Annotated in this window: 11 protein-coding genes; 2 read left to right on the top strand and 9 right to left on the bottom strand. The window is 45.3% G+C overall.

What is annotated here, in order from left to right; translation table 11 throughout:
• Nucleotides 1-35: 35 nt before the first annotated feature.
• The 7 genes from ACFSR5_RS10425 to ACFSR5_RS10395 all read right to left on the bottom strand — a co-directional run bounded on the left by ACFSR5_RS10425 (nucleotide 36) and on the right by ACFSR5_RS10395 (nucleotide 13,178).
• The gene (locus tag ACFSR5_RS10425) at nucleotides 36-395 is read right to left on the bottom strand and encodes a hypothetical protein (protein WP_380903450.1); all 360 of its coding nucleotides are present in this window, start codon (nucleotides 393-395) and stop codon (nucleotides 36-38) included.
• Between the two features lie 94 nt (nucleotides 396-489).
• On the bottom strand, nucleotides 490-2,073 hold the full coding sequence (locus ACFSR5_RS10420) for a SusD/RagB family nutrient-binding outer membrane lipoprotein (protein WP_380903448.1): 1,584 nt from the start codon (nucleotides 2,071-2,073) through the stop codon (nucleotides 490-492).
• A 12-nt stretch (nucleotides 2,074-2,085) separates the two neighbouring features.
• Nucleotides 2,086-5,307 (bottom strand): SusC/RagA family TonB-linked outer membrane protein, encoded by a 3,222-nt coding sequence (locus ACFSR5_RS10415; protein ID WP_380903446.1) that lies wholly within the window; start codon nucleotides 5,305-5,307, stop codon nucleotides 2,086-2,088.
• Entirely contained in the window at nucleotides 5,304-6,497 is a 1,194-nt protein-coding gene (locus ACFSR5_RS10410) for an ROK family protein (protein ID WP_380903444.1), read from the bottom strand. Before ACFSR5_RS10410 ends, ACFSR5_RS10415 begins: the two co-directional genes overlap by 4 nt.
• A gap of 253 nt (nucleotides 6,498-6,750) precedes the next feature.
• Nucleotides 6,751-8,346, bottom strand: a complete 1,596-nt coding sequence (locus ACFSR5_RS10405) for a SusD/RagB family nutrient-binding outer membrane lipoprotein (protein ID WP_380903442.1) — start codon at nucleotides 8,344-8,346, stop codon at nucleotides 6,751-6,753.
• A gap of 20 nt (nucleotides 8,347-8,366) precedes the next feature.
• The gene (locus ACFSR5_RS10400; RefSeq protein ID WP_380903440.1) at nucleotides 8,367-11,687 is read right to left on the bottom strand and encodes a SusC/RagA family TonB-linked outer membrane protein; all 3,321 of its coding nucleotides are present in this window, start codon (nucleotides 11,685-11,687) and stop codon (nucleotides 8,367-8,369) included.
• Between the two features lie 306 nt (nucleotides 11,688-11,993).
• On the bottom strand, nucleotides 11,994-13,178 hold the full coding sequence (locus ACFSR5_RS10395) for an ROK family transcriptional regulator (protein ID WP_380903438.1): 1,185 nt from the start codon (nucleotides 13,176-13,178) through the stop codon (nucleotides 11,994-11,996).
• Nucleotides 13,179-13,473: 295 nt separating this feature from the next.
• Between ACFSR5_RS10395 and ACFSR5_RS10390 the strand changes: the two genes are divergently transcribed.
• On the top strand, nucleotides 13,474-14,685 hold the full coding sequence (locus tag ACFSR5_RS10390) for an acyltransferase family protein (RefSeq protein ID WP_380903436.1): 1,212 nt from the start codon (nucleotides 13,474-13,476) through the stop codon (nucleotides 14,683-14,685).
• A 520-nt stretch (nucleotides 14,686-15,205) separates the two neighbouring features.
• Here ACFSR5_RS10390 and ACFSR5_RS10385 read toward each other — a convergent pair.
• The gene (locus ACFSR5_RS10385; RefSeq protein ID WP_380903434.1) at nucleotides 15,206-17,707 is read right to left on the bottom strand and encodes a glycoside hydrolase family 3 N-terminal domain-containing protein; all 2,502 of its coding nucleotides are present in this window, start codon (nucleotides 17,705-17,707) and stop codon (nucleotides 15,206-15,208) included.
• Complete coding sequence (locus ACFSR5_RS10380) at nucleotides 17,604-19,895, bottom strand: GH92 family glycosyl hydrolase (RefSeq protein WP_380903432.1); 2,292 nt, start codon at nucleotides 19,893-19,895, stop codon at nucleotides 17,604-17,606. The genes ACFSR5_RS10385 and ACFSR5_RS10380 overlap by 104 nt, the downstream gene beginning before the upstream one ends.
• A 309-nt stretch (nucleotides 19,896-20,204) precedes the next feature.
• Here ACFSR5_RS10380 and ACFSR5_RS10375 point away from each other — a divergent pair, with 309 nt between their 5' ends.
• Complete coding sequence (locus ACFSR5_RS10375) at nucleotides 20,205-21,986, top strand: alpha-L-fucosidase (RefSeq protein WP_380903430.1); 1,782 nt, start codon at nucleotides 20,205-20,207, stop codon at nucleotides 21,984-21,986.
• The last annotated feature ends 258 nt before the right edge of the window (nucleotides 21,987-22,244 follow it).

Genomic DNA, 22,244 nt, shown 5'->3' with positions numbered 1-22,244 from the left:
CCGAAGCACCCATCGCTGCGGGAATTTTCTATGGTTCAGCGCTTCTGTTCGGCCGACACCCAAACTTCCGGATAGCGTATCACATCTCCCGTACACGGACGATTTTCATCACCCACCAGTTTACGAATATGGACGAGCAGTTGTTGTCCCTCGGTATATTCCCCCTTCAGGTTAATCAATCCAATAGGATTAGCAGATACATCGTCTACGTTCGTGAATTTTTTCAAGCGCTCAAAATCCGCTTTATTAAAATTTCCGAGCGTACCGGAGCACTTTTGTTTGCCCATGACGCGCACAATGAAAGCGTTATCCGCAAGCTCCATTTCGGGATGATCGCTACAAGCAGACACCCACCAAACGAAGGCTGTTAGTAAAAGGATACGGGATATGTTCATAATTTTTGATTTGTTATAAAACGAGTTTAGCACCAAGTGTGCTACATAAAAAAAAGCCACCCGAAGGTGGCCTTTAAAATTAACAGTGATATCGTTAGTCAACGTCCCAGAATATCTTGGTATCCCGTGTATCTTTAGATCGAACAGCTTCATAATTCTCCGAATTATTGGCAACCTCTCCAGTAGGATACAAGAAACGCATCGGAGGAGTCGCGTAATTTGCTAGGCCTGCCCGCAGTTCCGTGATCTTTGGATAACCGGTTCTCCTGTATTCCGACCATGCATGCTGCGCCTGTAAGAATCCGTAGTGCAACCATTTTTGGGTAATAATAAGCTCCAATTTCTCTGCTGTACTTCCGGCATATTGTACCGTAGAGTTCTCTACGAAATCATTGATTACATCTTCTGCAGGAATTGTCTCGGCCTTAAGCCCTTCCGTCCCCATTAAATTGTTCAGATAGTAGTAAAAAGTTATCGATTGTTTGATAGCCACATCATAAGCATTTTTTGCACTGACGTCGCTTCCCCAACGCAGATAAGCTTCAGCTTTATTAAAATTAGTTTCCGAAGCTGTTGTCACGATTCCTGGCAGATACTTATTATCGAAAAAAGTAGCCGAATCGATAATTGAATATTTTTGGTAATTCGACAACAATTCATTTTCCGTAAAAGTAATCGGCATGGCTTTGTACTCTTTATTTGGAATGAACTTATTGTCTTTTGTCTCACCAAATTTATCATAAAACACCGGAATACGTGGATCATTCGCAGGCTTCATAACTTTATTCAGCATATAATCCGTTGCGTAGAAATTAGGACCTTCCTGCAAGGCTTGTCTCAATGTCGTCGTGTTTGTCGTCAATGGCTGTAAAAGTATATCGGAATTTACCGGCGAATAATTTATTGCTGCATTCCCATCTACTAATGGGTATTCCGTTGGGTTATTCAGCATCTCCATGACCTCGGTTTTTGCTTTATTCTCGTCCACGTTGGAAATACGCATCAATAAACGTAGACGCAGCGAGTTGGTGTATCGTCTCCATTTCTCTGCAACACCTTTATTTAAGATATCGTACTTTGAAAAGTACGTCGTAGTCGCCGCTTTCGAAAAGTATGTGTTCAAACTTTTCAGTGAATCAACAAACGAATAATACAATTCCTTTTGATCATCGAATTTAGGCTTAACGATGGTACCATTGGTAGGAAGGCTTCCTGCTTCTGAAAACGGAATATCGCCAAAGTTATCAATCAATTTCGATGCTTCGTCATAGATAACCACTTTCGCCGCCTGCATGAAGATCTGTTGATTTGCCTTTTCTTCTGCGGATAACGCATCAAAAGCCACTTCCATTTTCCGGTAAACACCTAAAACCCCTGGGGAATAGAAATCCTTCCAGTAGTCATAAGAATATCCGTCGTTTGGCTGGTACATGTTGTTCGCAGGAATAAACGATGCGGTTTGCGTATAGATTGCCTGTCTTGACAAAATAAAAGTTCTGTAGTGCCAGTAAGACGGTCTCACCCGATCGTTATTCAGGATATCGGTAAAGAATCCCGGAATACTCGCTTCCGTCGTTTGATCTGGATTTTCAAAGCTATCTTCCAGCTGTGTCTTACAACCTGTAAAACCCAAAACAGAAAGCATGAAAAACAATAGTATATGAAATGATTTATTCATGATAAGTTGCTGTTAAAAATTTGCATTGAGTGAAATACCAAAGCTGCGTGTTGCGGCATTTGAGCCAACATCTACACCTTGAGACCACCACATATTTCCCACCGGAGATTCTGGATCAAGATTTTTCAATGTCCGGTAGAAATAGAATAAGTTTCTTCCCAATACAGAAACCCGTAAGTTGTTGATCCGTAATTTTTCGGTCACTGACGAAGGAATACGGTAAGACACGGACATCTCACGCATCTTAATAAATGAGTTGTCGTAAATTGCTCCTTTTTCTGTCCAAGAATCTGCTCCCCAAGCGAAGGTGTTCATATAGTAGTCCGCTCCGCTCAGATGCACGTCATTTGCTAAACCGGTATTTTGGTTTACACCGTCCAATGTCACACCTGTTTCCCGGTATTCCAACGTGTTTTCATATTGACCAGCGCTCATTCCGTACTTTAAGTTTTCAGAGACCATCTTACCTCCAAAGCGGTAATCTACTGTAAAATCCAACATCCAGTTTTTGTAGTTGAATGTGTTTGTCAAACCACCGATTGCTTTCGGAAGAATGTTGCCAACATGTTTATATTTCGTTTTGTCGATCACATAATATCCTTCATCCGAAATCAAATTATTTCCTTGTTCGTCTTTCGCGATATCATATACATAAATATTCCCAAGTTTCTCACCTTCCTTAGCTACGATACGTAAAGAGTTCTCATCGGCGCTATAGAACGTCAGCTCGTTAACTCCTTCTGTCAACTTTTCTAATACCGAACGGTTAAAGGAGTAATTCAGACGGGCATTCCAACTGAAATTCTCACGTTGAATCGGCGTTCCAGACAAAGAAACTTCCAAACCGTTGTTTGCGACCCGACCGATGTTGACAATTTGAGTCGTAGCTCCTGTAGAAGCCGGCGTGGTTAACCCCAAAATTTGATCTTTGATGTAATTGTCGTAGTAACTTACATCTAATCCTAGTCGGTTCTGCAAAAATTTCATTTCTAATCCAAATTCCCACTCGTATTTGGTTTCTGGCTTCAGACCCAGATTCCCATATGCCTGGTTATATGTCAATGACGGAACCGCACCATTGATAGAAGCGATGGCCGTCTGCGAGTTCGCAATGTTAGCAGCATAAATAGGCGCATCATTACCTACGATACCATACGACGCTCTCAATTTACCAAAGTTAAATTGAGACGACTGCAATCCGAATGCATCGCTGAAAATGAAACTTCCACTCACTGATCCATACTGATAATTATTGTTCTGAGTCGGCAACGTTGAGGAATATTCGGATCGGAAGGTTCCGTCTAAATAGGCAAACCCTTTATAACCGATATTGGCCATACCGAAATAGGCATATTTGATCATCTCTTTCCGTGTATTCGTCGTGGTAGGCAACGCGTAACTATTACTCAAGCTAAACCAATTTTCTGTTACTAAACCGCCGGCGGTGCTAGAAGACTGATCGTTGTATCGTTCTTGACGGGATTGGAAACCTGCACTTACACTGTAATCAAAATCTTGATTGATCTTGTTGGCGTAGGTTAGCAATAAATCACCGTACAAGATAGAGTAAATACCTTTCGACGTCTCAAATCCTCCCGAACTGCTTCCCGTCGAGTTATAACGTGTTGCATACTCGTTGTGTTGCTCGTTGGTGATACCTGCCGTCGTGAAGTCATTACCAATCCGGCCTCTAAATTTCAAATTCTTGACCAGATCCCAATTTAGTGTCGCACTCGTCAAGATACGATTTTCTTGTTCGTCATAGTTGTTTCTATATTGTGACCAAAAGTAATTCAGAAGATTCGTTGGACGAATCGTATAAATAAAATCTTCTTCACGGCCTGTACCAAACGTCGAAAACTTATAGCCGTCCGTTGTTTGATATCTCGACTTCAATACAGACATATCTTCTGTCCGGCTGAAGAAACCGTCAAACGATCCCAAAACCTGCCCCAATAGTTGCGAACGGTTATGCGTATTGGTATTGATATAGTTTGCCACGACATCTAAAGAGACCTTGTCATGTAATTTCAACGTACTGTTTAGATTAAATGTATTTCTGTTTTGCTTCGATCCGGGGCTTGTGCTTTTATAATCCATGCGTGTCCCGCTTAAACGATAGTTCAAACGATCCGTTTGGTTAGAAATCGCAAAGTTGATATTTGAGTTGTACCCCAGGTCAAACACATCCGCGTAGTTGTTTTCACGCGCCTCATACGTACGTGTAGATCCATCCCACCAACGCACTTCCTCACCTGTAAACTTAGGACCAAAGTTTCCATAGGCACGAAAATACGGGCGCCGGCCGGATGGCGAGTTCGCATCAACAATCCAACCTTCTTCCGTCGCACCATTCGCTATGTTGGTAGCCGCATCGTATCCCGGACCATACACGTTTTGGAAGCGCGGTAGGAACGCTGCTCGTTCTAAGGATCCGCTGTAGTTAAAATCTACACCTAACCCACGGCTTTTAGATCCTTTTTTGGTCGTGATCACAATGACACCACTCGCAGCATCGGAACCGTACAAGGCACTCGCTGCAGAACCCTTTAAGATCGACAAACTTTCGATATCGGCAGGATTGATATCCAGCATACCATTACCACGGATACGTTGATCGTCCCAATAATTGTTGTTATTTGCACCTCCAGCGCCATATTGTTGATCGTTACGGATAATAACCCCGTCCACCACATATAATGGCTGACGTTGATAGTTTAACGAGTTAATACCACGGATCTGTACATTCACCGCACTGGATGCACCACCTGGTGCCGTCGTGATTTTCACACCCGAAGCTTTACCATATAAGGCGGATCCGAAGTTCGTGTTTCCTGCCTTGGTAATCTCTTCCGCTTTGATATTACTCACCGCGTATCCCAATGCTTTTGTCTCGCGTTTGATACCCATCGCGGTTACCACGACTTCATCCAACGCGCCCGCATCCTCTTTTAAGGTCACATGTAAGGATGTTCCAGTAGGAGCCAACTCCTGTGTAACATACCCAATGATCGAGAAACGGATTTTTTCTCCCGGGCTCACGGAAAGGCTGTAGTTACCTTCCGCATCCGTTTGCGTCCCTTTACTTGTACCAGGAACGGCTACGGTAACCCCTGGAAGCGGACCATTGGCGTCGCTTACCTTTCCGGTAACATTCTGCTGTGCGAATAGCGTCGTGATGCTCATCAGCATCAACAACGTTAAGCTGCAACAGTGTTTGTAAAACTTGCTCATAGTTGTTGTAGTTTGATTTGTTTGTGTTGAAATTGATACATATTAATCTGTTGTACCGCAATACATGCGGTGGAAATTACTTGTACATATGCTATATCAGATACCAGCACCTCCGTAAACCGGGCAAGCCGGGGAATGCAGTACTCTTGCAGTGCCGCCTGAATAGTCGGTAAAAGCCCTTCTCCAAAGGCTGCACCGTTACCGCTGATAATTATCTTTTCTGGATTCATGATGTGTATTAAGGTGGCCAGCCCTTTCCCCAGCATGTGCGTCATCTTCTTCACAGCTTTAATGGCCACCTGGTCGCCGGCGTCGAAAGCCCGCACCAGGTCGGTCAGCTCTATCCGGCCTTTCCGAGCCCAAACAACCTGCAACCCGGATGGTTCTTCCGCTTGCAGGAAGGTATGCACATAATCCAGCGCGCAAGCCAACGAGGCCTCCACCTCGAGACAGCCTTTTTTACCACAGGAACATAGGCGCTGCGCATTCGCCAAAGGAATATGACTGAATTCACCAGCATATCCAGAATGCCCCTTATACAAATGGTTTTCAATGATCATCCCCAGTCCTACCCCCCAATTGAGATTGACTACCAGCACATCTTGGCTACCTTTTCCTTTTCCAAACTTATGTTCCGCGATCGCTATGGCGCTCGAGTCGTTCGCTATCTGAACCGGAAGCCCCAGCGTTTTTTCCAAGTATTTTTTTATCGCGTAATAAGGAGACTCGGGGGCAAACGAACGATTGACTCCTTTTTCATGATCAACAAAGCCAGGCATAGTGAGGCCCACGACAAACGGACGCTCTTTCGGCACTTGTCTCAGCAACCGTTGCACCAACTCGACAATCCGGAGCAAGGTATCTTCGCTGTCGTACAGATCTGAGGCAATCTGGTGGGGTTCAACGACGAAGTCATTTTTAAAATCGACAATAGCTACGGTGGTAAAATGTTGATCGATGGCTATTGTAACAATATGTGGAAGATTTTCTAAACGGAGTGCATACTGCATTGCCCGACGTCCACCCGTGGAAGCGGCAAAACCAACCTCAACAAGGCTTCCGCCGTCGACAAGCTTATTCACTTCGTCCGTGACTTTCGGAATGCTTTTCTTCGTCAGAACACTTAATTCTGAGACAGATAAGTAGACACAAAAGTAAAGCTGCTTAATAATTTGATCAGCTAAATTCATCTTCTAATTTCTTGCTCTCGGTTTATGTTGTAAAACAACCGGTTGTGAAATTAAAAAAAACTTTCAAAATCAAGAAACTTATTAAAAAAATTAATAAGTATCCCTAACTTTAATTATGTTATTTCAATACTAGTGGTTTTAGAGTAGCTATTACATAAAAAGTTGATCTTCAAAAAACGATGACTCCGTTCATTAACAACAAAAAAACCGCCCTCTTGGGCGGCTTTTTGCTAACTATGATTTGTGAAATTGACTAATTTACGTCCCAAAACAGTTTGGTGTCGAGATTATCTGTAGATTTAACGGCACTATAGTTTTCTGGATTATAAGCTGGCTCTGACGAGGGCAAATTCCATCTTTTAGGAACTTCCTTTTGAATGTCTGCAGCCTCGACTCGGAAGGAAAATAGAGGATAATCCAACCGTCGATTTTCGGCCCACGACTCGATGGGCTGAATAATATTAAAATGAAGCCATTTTTGACTTGCTACCTTTTTTAGATTGTCCGTTCCCCAACCAATTTTAGTGATATAATTATTTACTTCAACATCCGACACCGGAGTGGGCGCAGCAACAGAATTATCATTACTGATTGACCTTAGCTTTTCGATCATCGAAATCGACTCTTTAATACCTTTCTCAAAAGAAGATTTGGCTAAGCTAGTATTACCGCCATTTAAATAATACTCTGATAATAAAAACTGGACTTCTGAAGCTGTTAACAAAACGCCCGGAAAATTTTGGTTACGCGAAAATGTAGAACGGTTATAAATAGCAATTTTACTTGGTTGCCCGGTAGACCCCGCCATCTGTTGGTTCTGCAAGCTACTTGTAAGCGACTGATCTAGACCGATATATTCACCGGAAGCTCCTACTCCAGGTTCAAACATAAATCGTTTTCTAGGATCATTATTGCTATTCATGTGGTCTATAATTTCCTTACTCGCTATGTTTGAATACCAACCTTGACTTTCTAATCCATCTCTAAAACCTCTTGCATGAATCGCCGCATTTGTGTTGTCGAAGATGTCTATTTGAATATTATCATTATTGGACAGTAACAGAGGGTATGTAGACGGATTATTAACAATCTCACTTATTTCTTGCTGGCTTCGGTTTGAAAAATCTGCCGCTTTTGAAACCCTCATTAACATTCTAATTCGTAAAGAATTACAGTATTTTTTCCATAAATCTAAACTGCCGCCATTAATGATATCTTGTGTCTTTAAATTATTCTGAACTTTCTGTGTTACCGTAATGTTACTCAACTCGACACTTATTTCCTTCAAATCGTCAAGCATCTTTTTATAGATATCCTCTGCTTTATCATAAGGTGCATACGAAAGCATATAATTACCACCATTTTGATTAAGAAGGCCTGCTTTGCTCCAAGGAATGTCGCCGTGTAAATCGACCACTTTCTGCGTTTGATCGTAGAAAAAAATCTTTGCTGTTAAATAAAAGATGCGCCGTTCTTGCTTCTCCACATCAGGAGAGGCGTTATACACGTCCTCAAATGCTCGAAACTGGGCTAAACCTTCATAAAACATCCTCCATCGATCTTGTGTGGCAGCTGCTCCAGGAACTAAGTGATTAGGCTCGTTAGCCCAGCCCACCAACTGGAGATAGCGCAAATTAGTTGTCCTAAGAATCACAAAGTAATTCCAATAGCTTGGAACGACGAGTTCTCTCATAGCATAAACTATTCCTGCATATTGTTTATCTACAGTAGTCTCCTCCGCTTTAGACGGATCTCTATATAACTCGTCGAACGATTGTTTCTGGCAGGAATTCGATAAGATCATCAATATTCCGAATCCCAGGCAGAATTTTATCAAATATTTTTTCATCGTTTTCATTTTTTAATTTATTAAAAACTGGCGCGTAACATCAAACCATATGTTCTTGTAGCGGGACTAGTACCGGCATTACTAACCTGATTAATCCAGCTAGAACCTCCCGTCATTTGCTCTGGATCCAAATCTTTAATCGAGCGATAAATAAAGAAAAGATTACGACCAAATGCTGAAATCTGCAAATTTTTTGCTCGAAGTTTTGATGCCACTGAAGATGGTAAACGATAGCCTATAGAAATTTCACGCATTTTTATATAGTTGTTCTTTTGCACATAAAGCTCATAACGTGAATTACCGTATTGTGGGCCACCCCAATTGTAAGTGTTCGCATAGTATCTCACCTGAGAAATAACATTCGTGTTCTCGGAATAAGAATTGTCGGGATTCCTCACGACCCCCTCCATCAGCATTCCATCATGAAAAATTTTCTCTCCATTAGGCCCCGAAGTTCCATCATACGCGACGCCTTTACCTGCTGCATCTATGTAATAACTTATTCCACCACTTGCTTCATCCATGTAATTCAAACTCTCTTCTGTTAGACCTCGGCTAGTCATCCAACCGATACCAGTGGGCATCACACTCCCTCCCCATCTAAAATCCATTAAAGCGTCGAGCGTAAAGTTTTTATAAGTAAATGTATTGATAAAACCTCCTATAGCTTTCGGCATAGCATTTCCAGCTTTGATCCAATTATTACCATCAACCTGATAAATTCCGTTCGCATTCACGATCTTATTACCGTCCGGATCCAATGCGATCGGTCTTACCATTATGTCGCCGATAGGCTGTCCTACATTTGAAATCAACTGAGCCGCTGATCCATCGTAGTCTCGATGCAAAAGTTGATCCGCACCTCCCGGTAACTCTTCTATCTTATTACGATTCATGGAAAAGTTCAACGTAGAAGTCCATCTGAAATTTTCAGATTCTACAGGTGTTCCGTTTATAGCAAACTCCCATCCGGTATTGCGAAGAGATCCGACATTTGCCAATACACTGCTCGCACCAGATGTATTTGGAATAGTGTATTGAAGCAGCTGATCTTGAGTTAAACTATTATAATAGGAAACATCAATACCTAGCCGATTATTGAACAAACGAGCCTCAAGTCCGAATTCGGCTTCCTTCTTGTTTTCGGGCTTAATAATCTCATTTCCAAATTCAGTTGTTGGAATCAATGTGTATAATACCGAGTTGCCTGTCCCTTGGTTGCCCATATTCCCAACAATATATCCAATAGCGCTTTTGTAGATATCCGGATAACGTCCCACGATACCAAAAGACCCTCTTAATTTCGCATAACTGAAGATGTCTGGGAGCTGAAATGCCTCTGAAAGAATTAGACTAGAATTTACGGATGGGTAATAGATGACATTATTGTCCGGATGCATAGTAGAAACCACTTCTCTCCTCAACGTACCTTCCACAAACCAGTAGTCCTTCATACTAAAATTGACTGTGCCGAACAGCGCATCCCTCAACATGTTATTCCGATAATTGAACCTGCCATTAGCGCCTGCCAAATTTACAGAAGCATTGATATCGAACCAATCACGAATGTTTAGTCCCCCCTCTGTCTGTCTTTGAATATAGTGTTCTTGATTCTTTGTAGCCGTATAGCCCACCATAGCCCCCACGCTAAAATCTTCGTTTATTTCTTTTTTATACGACGCCAAGAGATCCGTGTAATATACGTTACCATTCATCTGAGCCAAAGAAAATCCACCAGAATTACCATAAATAAGCGGTAATTCGTTCGGGCTCCTGTCTTCAGTTCTTAGAGATGTCACATCAGCTGAAAATCTTCCACGAAGCATTAACTCTGGTGTTATCTGCCATGAGTTTGTGAAAGAACCAATCAATCTATTCGAGTACTCGTCATATCGCTTGGCTTTTGTATCCCAAATATAGTTCAGAACATCAGTCTTATATCCGTTATATATTAGATTTTCCGATGGAGTTAAACTCTCCGTTCCCGCTCCCGTAACATACTTATATCCCAAACTAGTTTGATATTTGTTTAAATACCATTCCGGGTTGTCAAAAGGAGAGATCATACCTGCAAAATTATTTATTAATCTGTCTGTTAGAAGAGGTCTGTTGCGCGTATGTTGGTTAATATAATTCACAATTATATCGGTGGTAAAATTCTTCCAAAGCTTTAGCGAGGTATTTAAGTTTGCTACGTTTTTCTTGTTAAACGATTCTAAGGCCGTCATCTCGTTATCTTGCCGAGTTATAGAAAACCGTGTATTGTGATTTTCCGATGTACGACTTATTCCCAAATTAAATGTCGTATTTGTCGGATTATTAAAAAATTTATTATACGCATTTTGAGCAGCATATGGCCGAATTTCTCCGTCCCAAGATCGAATAGGTTGGCCATCAAACTTCGGCCCAAAGTTTAAACTGGTGTTCGCCACTCCCCGCACGTCATCTGGATAATAAAAGAACATGTCATCCGCTTGGCCGATGTCAGCGTAACTGCGGTCGTATCCAGGCCCTCTCACGTCTTGAAATCTCGGCAAATAAGCAATTCTATCGTTGGTATAGGTAGCATTAAAATCTAAAGCAAATCCTTCTCCTCCTTTTCCAGATTTTGTCGTAACTAAAACCACACCGTTTAATGCCTCTGAACCATATAGCGCGGCTGCTGAAGCTCCTTTCAACACTGAAATCGATTCTATATCTTCCGGATTTAAGTCTTCAAGACCATTTCCTCTCGCCCGTGAATCACCCCAGTAGTCAGAGTTATTAAATCCAGTTTGACGCATAGGCACACCGTCAATAATTACAAGGGGTTGTGCGTTACCTGTTATAGAATTAATACCGCGAATATTAATATTAATCCCCGAGGTCGCTCCACCAGGGGCGGCTGAAATACGCACACCGGGAGCTTTCCCATACAAAGCTCCAGCAAAGTTTGGTGATCCTGTTTTCGTCAATTCTTCGGATCCGACCGTGCTCATGGCATACCCTAATTCCTTTGGCGCACGTTTGATACCCAAAGCCGTCACCACCACTTCATCAAGGGATCCCGAGTCTTCAAGTAGATTCGCATGTAACGTACTGCCCGAAACGGCTAATTCCTGTGCGATGTAACCAACAATGGAAAAACGTAGTTTATCGCCAGCATTGGCAGATAAGCTGTAGTTCCCCTGTGCATCGGTCTGTGTTGCTTTTGTCGTACCAATGACGGCAACCGTCACTCCTGGGAGCGGTCCATTTGCATCTGTTACTCTCCCCGTAACAGTCTGCTGTGCAAATAAGGTTGTTATGCTCAATAGCATCAACAACGTCAAACTGCAGCATTGTTTGTAAAGTTTGCTCATAGTTTTTGTTAATTAAATAGTTTTAGTTAGTAGTAGGCCTCCTTTTGGGGAGGTAAAACCTTTTTGCAAATGGAGAAAGGCTTCTAAAGCGATCCCATTCTGCGCATCATTTCGTTGTTAATCGTTGTCTGAGTTCCCCTGCTGAAGAACATCTCCAAGGGAGGTTGCGTCGTTAATCTTTTCTAGTTTAAAATATCAGTTTTCATCTCCGCAATCATCCTCGATTACGGTGTAAAATGCTCGACCCTTACGAGCATTGTTGGTTAGTAGTAATCAATAATTTCGTTGGTACGATTACATGTTGCATTAATTCAATTGTATCTTTCGTTTTTTTACCCAATGCATTTGCTGAATAGCAATACAGCAGGAAGCCAACAGCTGAACATCCTGCACAGCTGAAATTTGTATCGATGTTTGTTTTGCTAGTCGGGGAATACAATACTCCTGAATCGATGAAAGGATCTGCGGCAGCAACACGTCGCCAAATGCAGCCCCTCGGCCACTTACGACGATCCTTTCGGGATTCATGATGTGGATCAAAGTAGCCACCCCCTTACCGAGCATATGCCCAATTTTTTTTAAGGCACGGATTGTTAACTGATCGCCTTTTTCATAAGCTGCCAAAAGCAAGGGAAAAGCAACATCATTGCTCTCCTGAAAGGCATATTCCAAGGACGACCGTTCGCCGCTAGCTAAGGCCCCTTGAATATCCTCGAAAGCACAAAGTAACGAAGCTTCCACCTCCAAGCATCCTTTCTTGCCACAGGAACATAAGCGGCTTTCATCGGCTAAGGGAATATGGCTAAACTCACCGGCAAAACCACTATGCCCTCTGAAAAGCTTATTTTGAATAATCATTCCCAATCCGACGCCCCAATTTAAGTTAATGACGAGCGCATCCGATGTATCCTGGGCCGAGCCAAAATGTTTTTCCGCTATCGCAATGGCTGACGAGTCGTTTTCGATATACGTCGGTATATTAAAACGCTTGGCAATCGCATCGCGCAACGCATACAACGGCGAGGAAGCATCAAACGAATTGTTTATAAAGGTTTTAGAGTCCACAAATCCAGGAATCGTAATACCAATCCCCAACACATCCGTCCCCGCCAATTGAGTAATAATTTCAGCTATTGTTTCTTCTATTTTTTGATAAGCCGTTTGATCATCTTGTAGATCTATTGATACATGATGCGCAGCAACAACCGGTTCATTGGCCATGTTGTATGCCGTAGCACGAAGTGCATGTTGATCGACTGCAACGGCAACCAATACCCCATGAGCATCTACGTTCAACATATAATCCATCGCACGTCGACCACCTGTAGATGCTCGTCGCCCGCTCTCCTTGATTAAATGGTCCTCCAGCAATTCATTGACATTGCGCGTAACCAGCGGAATGCTTTTTCCGATACGCTCACTGATTTCCGCAATCGACTGCGCATGCGAAAAGTATAAACTTTTTAATATCGATGATTTTAGGTTATCCACAATAATGTCAGTTAGTTCAATTAATTAGTTAAGACAAATATAAACGGAAAACTTTATAACTTCCAAATACTTTTTAAAAAATTTAAAAAGTATTTCATTGTTTTTATTTTTCGCTCAAACGGTATTGAATTATGATATTTTCCTTAGATTCGTGTTTCTATCGAACACCACATGAACACCAGCATAAAACAGCAAATTAGTCTCCTCCTTTGCCCATGTCTAATTCACCAAATAGACGCGAAACACACTACCTTGGATGTACTATTTGACCGTTACAAAACAAAGACAGACACCTATGAACCAACGCTATTATTCACTTGATGTATTCCGGGGCGCTACGGTAGCCTTGATGATTATGGTCAACAATCCGGGATCCTGGAGCCATATGTTCGCCCCCCTCAAACATGCACCGTGGCATGGTTGTACACCCACAGATCTAGTTTTTCCTTTTTTCCTGTTCGCCGTAGGGAATGCCATGTCCTTTGTTATTCCCCGCCTGCAAGAAGCGGGAAATGCTGTCTTTTGGAGAAAGGTACTCAAACGTACCGTGTTTATTTTTGCCATCGGTTTATTTCTCAATTGGTGGCCATTTGTACACTGGGTCGGTGACCATCTGCAATTCAAAGAATGGGTGGATTCGGAGAATCCAGAGCGGGGGATCCGGATATCAGGTGTCTTACAGCGCATTGCCATCGCTTATTTTTTTGCCTCCGTACTCGCCTTTTACCTAAAACCCAAGAAACTGATCCTGCTTTCTGCAGCGTTGTTGTTGGGCTATTGGGGTGTTAATGTCCTATGGGGAAGCGAAGACCCTTACTCCCTAGCGGGGTGGTTTGGAACCGGCCTGGACAAACGGATACTCGGCGTTCCGCATATGTACAAAGGCGAGGGTATACCTTTCGATCCGGAAGGTTTAGCCAGCACCCTGCCCGCCGTTGTACAAGTCGTATTCGGATACCTCGCCGGCGTGTTTATCCGGCAACAGGGGCAAACCGACTGGCTTTGGACAAAGGTGCCGCTGAGTCAGGAACCGCATTTCAAACTGCTTTCGGGCCTGATGGTCACGGGCTTTATCAGCATCGTTCTGGGTTGGACATGGTCTCTCGGATTTCCTATCAATAAAAAAATATGGACCAGTTCTTATGTCCTGTACACGACGGGATTAGGAATCCTAACGATTGGCACGATGATCTGGTATATCGAGGTGCAGGGGGCTAAAAACAAATTCACCCGTTTCTTCGATGTTTTTGGTAAAAATCCATTGTTTATTTTCGTACTCAGCGGCCTTTTACCACGCTTCTTAGGATTGTTCCGTATTCCAGACGGATTTGCCGACGACGGCACGGCTCGATACACACAGGCATTGAATTGGTTCTATAAACATGTCTGCGCGCAGATTCCGGGACCTCCAGAAATTGGTTCGTTCGTTTACTCGCTCTGTTTCTTAGCGCTGATGTGGGCCATTTGTTATGGATTAGATAAAAAAAAGATATATATCAAAGTGTAAGCTGTACGGCCATCGGCATGTTCGAGGGTTGTTCGAGAGCTGTTCGAGACTTGGTCGGAAAAGGTTCGGAAACGCGTCGGCAGAGGTTCGACAGCGCTTCGACTCCTGTTCGGCAAGCCGGCGAAGAAGAGTCGAACAGAAGTCGAAGAAGAACCGAGGCGCTATCGAAGGGCTGGCATAGTTGTGCCGAAGTTGTGCCGAAGCTAAGCGCCAGTTAAATCGGACTTCAACGGACTTGAACGGACTTTATCGGACTTTATCGGACTTTATCGGACTTTAATGGAATTATCGATGGTAAGAAAGCTTGAAATGCAGATGTTGGCTGTATAGCAAGATAACAAATTTTCGGCCAACATGTGCTATCTAGCAAAAAAAATCTCCATTAGTACACCGGTGAACCGACGGTATATGATCTTCCAATGCCCGCTAGAACGACAAGCACGAACACCGATTCCCGATGTTCGTGCCCGCCCGTCGCTTGCTTTGCACGATGTCTTGCGTTATGCGGCGTTTCTATCGATTAAAAAGTGTAATCTTTGCTCAACAGCAGTTCTCCCCGGAGTGCCACCTGTTCCGAAGATGGGCCTATCAGTAGCGTAAATGCTCCTTTTTCCGTTTTCCACCGACGATCGACGCCCCACAGCTTCAGATCTTCTTTCCGAAGCTCAAACACAAACTCCTGAGCCGCTCCCCGTTTGATCGTCTGTCTTTTAAAGCCTTTTAGTTGCCTCACCGGTGTTACGACACTACTGACTTCATCCACAACATAGAGCTGTACCACTTCGTCGCCATCGCGTCCGCCCGTATTGGCAACGGTAAATCGAACGGTCGCTAGAAAATCTTCGGACTGTTCCGACAGGCTGATCTGTAGATTGCTGTACGTAAAGTTTGTATAACTAAGACCATAACCAAATGGATATAAAGGTTTCGCATCAGATTCAACATAATCGTGGTGTTTCGGTTTATTGTGGTTATAATGGACCGGCAATTGCCCAACAGATTTCGCGATGGATATCGGTAGACGCCCCCCCGGGTTATAGTCCCCAAAAAGCACATCCGCTATGGCCATTCCTCCCTCTTGTCCAGGGTACCATGCATGGACGATAGCCGGTACATGAGCCGCCGCCCAATTTAAGTTTAAGGGGCGCCCCATAATAGTCACCAACACTACAGGTTTGCCCGTGGCCTGCACCTGTTGCAACAACCGCAGCTGATCGCCCATCAGGTCGAGCGTAGAACGGTCAAAACCTTCCCCGCTTTCCATATCGCTGACGGCTTTCGCCCCACTGTCCACTGTTGCTGCTCCTGTGGCTTGGTACGATGTCTTAAAATCACGGGCGCTTGATCCGCCTAACACGACAATAACGGCATCCGCCTGCTCCGCGACCTGGACCGCAGCCGCGATATCAGTCGCTGTCGTGTCGCGAATGGCACACCCTTTCACATAGTCGACCTGTGTGCCTTTAGGCACCGCCGCGCGAATGCCCTCCAGCACGGTCTTCACTTTCTCTTCGGGCTGCGGGGCGGTGTAGTCGCCCAGCTGATTATATATGTTGTCGGCATTCGGCCCGATGACGGCGATCCGCTTCAAGGATCTACGCAATGGAAGAGTTTGGTTGTCATTTTTTAATAAAATGACGGCTTGTTGCGCAACCTTGCGTGCCAACGCCCTATGCTCGGCGGTACCGACTTTCTTTGGTACGGCTTGTTCGTCTACGTATGGATGCTCAAACAAGCCCAGCGCAAACTTTTGATACAGCAACCGGGCGACAGCCCTGTCGAGTGTTTCTTGGTCAATCAGCCCTTCCTGAACCGCTGCCAGCAAGTTCTTACCGTAACCTGACCCACTCAGGTCAACATCCAGACCTGCCTCCATACTTTGCCAGGCAGCATCGCGTGCATCCATCGCTGTGCTATGCCCTCCATTCAGACCCGATATACTCAACAGGTCGGAGACGACAAACCCCGTGAAGCCCCACTGCTTGCGCAATACCTCATTCAACAGCCAACTGTTCGACGAGCAGGGGATACCATCGATCGAATTGTATGCGGTCATGACCGAACCAGCTCCTGCTTTCACGGCTTGCTCGAAGGGCGGCAAAAAGTTTTGAAGAAGCGAACGCTCGCCAACACTTACACTGCCTCCATTGTGTCCGCCTTCTGGCACCGCGTAGGCTACAAAATGTTTCAGCGTGGAAATGATTTTATCCGTGCCACCAATTTGGTCTCCCTGAAATCCCCTGACCATGGCACGCCCCATCCGTCCAATTAAATATGGATCTTCTCCATACGACTCCTCCGTTCGGGACCAACGCGGGTCACGCGCTAAATCCAACACCGGGCCGTATCCATTCTTTCCACCAACAGCATATGTTTCACGTGCGATTACACGAGCCATCTCTTCAATTAGCTCCGGGTTCCACGTACTCGCCTGCCCAATCGCTGTCGGAAATACGGTCGCCCCAATGGCCATATGTCCATGTGGCGCTTCTTCGGAAAGCAATAACGGAATGCCTAAACGTGTGCTGTCCACCATGTACCGTTGTATTGCATTGGTCGCTTTGGCCGCTTCTTGGGGCGTCAGACCATTATCCAGCGTTTTTTGTGTCCATGGGTCGGCGCGCAGCGTCGCCCACAGCAATCCGATATGTTGTTGCTGAACAGCATCCTTCAGCTTTTGGCTCGCCCGGATACCTTTCGCATCTTTCTCGTACATCTCCCAACCAAGCAGCTTCGACAACTGTCCCACCTTCTCTTCGACGGTCATCCGTCCGATAAGGTCGTTCACCCGATCTTCGATCGGCAAACGACTATTTTTGTAGGGCAACGTCTGAGCCGGCACCTGTAGCGCCAAACTCATGGCTCCCCATAATACGATTGATTTAATCTTCATTTTCACTATTTTCACTACGCTTCTGTTACTGCACGGAATATGGTCGCGCATCGTTGGCCACCCCGAACGTGACGGACGGCTCGTTGCCCATTTCAAATTCCAAGGTTCCACCTTTCTGGATATCTTCATACGAAATATACGATTTATCATATACTTGACCATTCAGCTTGACCCGCTGGATGTATTTATTGTCTGCACTATTGCCATGAGCAATCAGCTCAAACACTTTATCACCCCCTACCCGCAACGTAGCTCTATCAAATAAAGGACTTCCAAACACGAAAGGGCCTCCCGCCGGAGACACTTGGTAGAAGCCCAAGGCCGACAGCACATACCAAGCAGACATCTGCCCGACATCTTCATTGCCGGAAAGCCCGTCCACCTGGTCGGTATACAACGTGGCCAACGTTTGCCGCACGCGCTCTGCCGCTTTCCAAGGCTGTCCTGCATACGAATACATGTAAATCACGTGATGACTGGGTTCATTCCCATGCGCATATTGACCGATCAAGCCACTGATATCCGGCGAGGCCTCTTCGCCCAGATCACCTTCTACCACGAACAGGGAATCCAGCTTCGTCAAAAACTGTTTTTCTCCTCCGAAAAGCCCCATAAATCCGTTGACATCGTGCGGTACCAGCCACGTGTACTGCCACGCATTGCCTTCGGTGTAATCGTTTGCCAAATGGGCAGAATGGAACGGATCAAACGGTCCCGGCCGGAATTTCCCCTGCGAATCAACCCCACGAAGGAATTGCAGATCAGGATCGAAATACTTCTTATAGGCTTGGCTGCGGTTCAGGAAATACGAATAATCTTTATCCTCGCCGCGCAGCTTAGCTACTTGCGCTAGGCTCCAATCGGCAATGGCAAACTCCAAACCCTTTGCCACGGATTCTACCTTTTCCTTGTCAAAAGGCACATACCCGTACTCTTTATACCATCTTAAACCCCGATCATCCTTCATCGCCGATTCTTTCATCGCCTCGTAGGCCAGATCTTTATCAAATCCTTCTACTCCCTTCAGGTAGGCATCGGCAACGACGATAATGCCAGGATTACCAACCATGCAGTCGGTCTCGTTTCCGACCAGATGCCATACGGGCAGTTTCCCTTGTTCTTGATATATGCGAAGCATCGTATTCACCATATCCGGAACCCGCTCGGGGTGGATAATGCTCATGAGGGGATGGGCAGCGCGGTAGGTATCCCATAAAGAGAATGTGGTATAATTGCTCCCCGTATCCAGTCGGTGCGGTTTAAAATCCGCGCCCATGTAGTCTCCGTTTACATCGTTGAAGAGCGATGGAGCAATCATCGTGTGGTATAAAGCCGTATAAAAGATCTTCCGGGCAACAGTGTCCGCGGTTTCCACACGTATTTTTTGGAGTTGCTCATTCCATGCTTTGTCCGCCGAGTGTTTTGTTGCAGCAAAGTCCCACCCTGAAAGCTCCGATTGCATGTTCTGCTTGGCATTCGCTATGCTGACGGGTGATACAGCTACCTTAACCAAGATGTCCGACGCTTTTGGATTCTTGACGAAGGTCAATTCTGCATAAGCGCGGGGGGCCGTTATGCTTTTGCCGTCCTGGACAGCCGTGCTATCGGCCACCCGTATACTCGCAACCGGTTGCGAGAACGTAGCTGAAAAGTATATCTTTTGCTTTTTAGCCCAACCCATAGAATAACGGTAGCCCGAGACCACGCTGTCGTTTTCCAACACGATATGTCCTTCTTTCTCGCCTTCCCATCCGATGCCAGCATCTAGGTTAATCAATATTTTCGGTATTTCTTGCGCTGGATAGGTGTATTTATGAAATCCGACGCGTGCTGTAGCCGTCAATTCGGCGTCGACACCAAACCTGTCTAGGTGCACGCGATAGTATCCTGGCGCAACGTTCTCCGTTTCGCGACGGAAGAGTGAATAAGCGCCGCTCTGTGGGTCACCCGCCTGTCCGCGGTCGAAGCGGACTGTTCCGGTGAAAGGCAAAAAAACCACATCACCCAAATCGCCAATACCGGTTCCGCTCAAATGTTGGTGCGCAAACCCCATGATCGTGGAGTCGGAAATATGGTAGCCCGAGACCCAATCCCACCCTGTGGAGATATTCGAGGGCCCCAGCTGAACCGCGCCGTACGGAACGTTGGCCCCTACGAATACGTGCCCATGTCCGCCTGTTCCGATATAGGGATCCACATATTGTGTCAACGAATCGGCCGACTGTACATGCGCACTCCCGCCGCAAGAAGCCAAGGCAACCAGCGGTGCGCCAAAAGCGATCAACTTCTTCGCTAAATCTTGTAATATGATCATCATAAATGAACTGTTATGTTATGGAAATAGTGATACATGACTATGCCAGATCGACGTACGTGCAACCACCTCGATCTTTGAATCTACTAAAATAACGTTTTAGCAACTAAAATGAAGAGCATCTTAATATTTTTACAGAAAAACCTGCTGCTGATCCGCCATTGATGCAGGCAAGGCCGCTTGGCTTACCTTTCCGTTTTTATTTCGTGGACGTGCGCAGCGCGCAATTTCAAAAGAATGCCTATATTCGTGCATGCACGTCTTCCTTGCGGACGATGCTTACGATAACACAAGACAACGGACTACACATACATGAAAAATTTCCTAAAAAAAGCACCCATTGTGCTTATGCTGCTTTTTTTACAGCTCGCAACAGCCAACGTAAACGCGCAAAATAACCGTTCGGCCTGGTTTGAAGACGCCCGTTTCGGGATGTTTATCCATTGGGGGCTGTATAGCGCGGCCGAAGGCATATGGAAAGGGGAAAACTTGCGCTATGCAAACAATTACGCCGAATGGATTCGATACCGCAACCGGATCTCTAAGGAAGAATACGGGGCATTGGCCCAACGCTTCGTTTGGGACAGTATCGATCCTGAACAGTGGGTTCTCCTGGCTAAGCAGGCAGGCATGAAATACATCATCATCACGTCCAAACATCACGACGGCGTCGCCTTATGGGATACGCAGGTCGGCAATTATTCCTTACCTAAGCTTTCGGGATCGGGACGCGATGTGATTAAAGAAATGGCTGATGCATGCCGCAAGCACGGCATGAAGCTCGGTTTTTACTACTCCCATTGGATTGATTGGGAGCACCCGTATGCATGGGATCATAATCAGGAGCTGACCGGTCATGTGACCGACGAGCAATTTAACCAGTATTGGCAGGAAAAGGCACTTCCTCAGCTACGGGAACTGTTGACCAATTATGGCGATATCGCGATGATGTGGTTCGACATGTGGATTCCTTACCAGCACACCATCTTTAAGAAAGAGCAGCTCGAACAGGCGGTGGCGCTGATCCGGGAGCTGCAGCCAAATTGTCTGATCAACTCGCGCCTGGGACTTCCGACAGACGCGAAGTATGTTGACTTCGAAACGCTTGGCGACAACCAGTTTGGAAGCAGCTATAAGCAACATCCCTGGGAAACGCCGGGCACAATTGCCCACTCGTGGGGATACAATGGGCAAGAGAAAGAATGGAAATCTACCGGACAGCTTTTCGAATCCTTGATCAGTAATGTGGCGCTGAATGGCGGTTTCACGTTAAACATCGGTCCGAGGGCAGACGGGACGGTCCCCTACGAAAGCATCAGCCGACTTCACGATCTGGGTGCATGGCTACAGCAGTATGGCGAATCCGTGTACGGAAATACGGGCGTCCGGCTCGGCAGTATACAACACGACTGGGGAAAAATTACACGGACGACGGACGATAACGTGGTGTACCTGCACGTTTTCAATTGGCCTCTTGACCGCTTGCTCCGGGTAACAGGCATTAAAAGCAAACCCCGTAAAGTTGAACTGTTGACAGGCAGTACACCTCGAGCGTTGTCGTTTACGCAACAGGGACCGTTACTGCATATTCAGGTACCACAGCAGCAACCGGATCCTTACGTGTCTGTTGTCCGTATGACGTATGACCAGATCGATTTGGAGCCTCGTATTGCTGCTGAATCCACCTTCGGTGGTTTCGCATTGACAGGTACCAATGCACAAGAATCGAAAGAATTAATGCATCTACGGTACGATGGTAAACGTCCCGCCCATATACATACGAAGGGCGAGAAAATATCTTGGGAAGTTTTTGTTCCGGAGCCCGGTATCTATGCCGTCGACTTATCAGCACACAACCCGACAGAGGCTGATATTCCAGTCAACATCCGTTTTGCCGAGCAGCAAATCCAATCAGCTGTTGATCCGAGTGGCAAGGTGGTGGCTGAACCAAACGAAGATAATTATACCGACGAATTTGTGGACAAGCGTGTCGGCGAGTTTACGGCAGAAAAAGCCGGTCGGTATACCCTAACCTTCCAAACGGAAAGCGAAGACCCGCTATGGTTTAACCGTATCTGGCTGGAAAAGAAATAGTATGCGAGCCCCTAAAGGGGCTCACATAATCCTGTATCAATATCCCGCCCGCCTCGTCGATAAGACGAACCCTCCGGCAATATTGAACCACCTCCGCTTAGGAAATGTCCCCTCCGCCCAGCTGTCACGCCAAATATCCTCGCATCCATCCGCCTTTTTAAATTAAATAAAGAAAACACTTGCAGTTCAATAAATAGAACCCTACCTTTGCGTTGTTTATACTAAATCTAAATAAACACAATAATGACTCTTACCGGC

The sequence above is a fragment of the Sphingobacterium suaedae genome (genome assembly GCF_042684625.1).
Taxonomy (GTDB): Bacteria; Bacteroidota; Bacteroidia; order Sphingobacteriales; family Sphingobacteriaceae; genus Sphingobacterium; species Sphingobacterium suaedae.
This window is presented reverse-complemented; position numbering and strand designations above follow the sequence as displayed.

Coding starts and splice junctions, on each gene's coding strand:
- ACFSR5_RS10425 (WP_380903450.1), bottom strand. CDS start 395: ATGAACATATCCCGTATCCTTTTACTAACAGCCTTCGTTTGGTGGGTG.
- ACFSR5_RS10420 (WP_380903448.1), bottom strand. CDS start 2,073: ATGAATAAATCATTTCATATACTATTGTTTTTCATGCTTTCTGTTTTG.
- ACFSR5_RS10415 (WP_380903446.1), bottom strand. CDS start 5,307: ATGAGCAAGTTTTACAAACACTGTTGCAGCTTAACGTTGTTGATGCTG.
- ACFSR5_RS10410 (WP_380903444.1), bottom strand. CDS start 6,497: ATGAATTTAGCTGATCAAATTATTAAGCAGCTTTACTTTTGTGTCTAC.
- ACFSR5_RS10405 (WP_380903442.1), bottom strand. CDS start 8,346: ATGAAAAAATATTTGATAAAATTCTGCCTGGGATTCGGAATATTGATG.
- ACFSR5_RS10400 (WP_380903440.1), bottom strand. CDS start 11,687: ATGAGCAAACTTTACAAACAATGCTGCAGTTTGACGTTGTTGATGCTA.
- ACFSR5_RS10390 (WP_380903436.1), top strand. CDS start 13,474: ATGAACCAACGCTATTATTCACTTGATGTATTCCGGGGCGCTACGGTA.
- ACFSR5_RS10385 (WP_380903434.1), bottom strand. CDS start 17,707: ATGAAGATATCCAGAAAGGTGGAACCTTGGAATTTGAAATGGGCAACG.
- ACFSR5_RS10380 (WP_380903432.1), bottom strand. CDS start 19,895: ATGATGATCATATTACAAGATTTAGCGAAGAAGTTGATCGCTTTTGGC.
- ACFSR5_RS10375 (WP_380903430.1), top strand. CDS start 20,205: ATGAAAAATTTCCTAAAAAAAGCACCCATTGTGCTTATGCTGCTTTTT.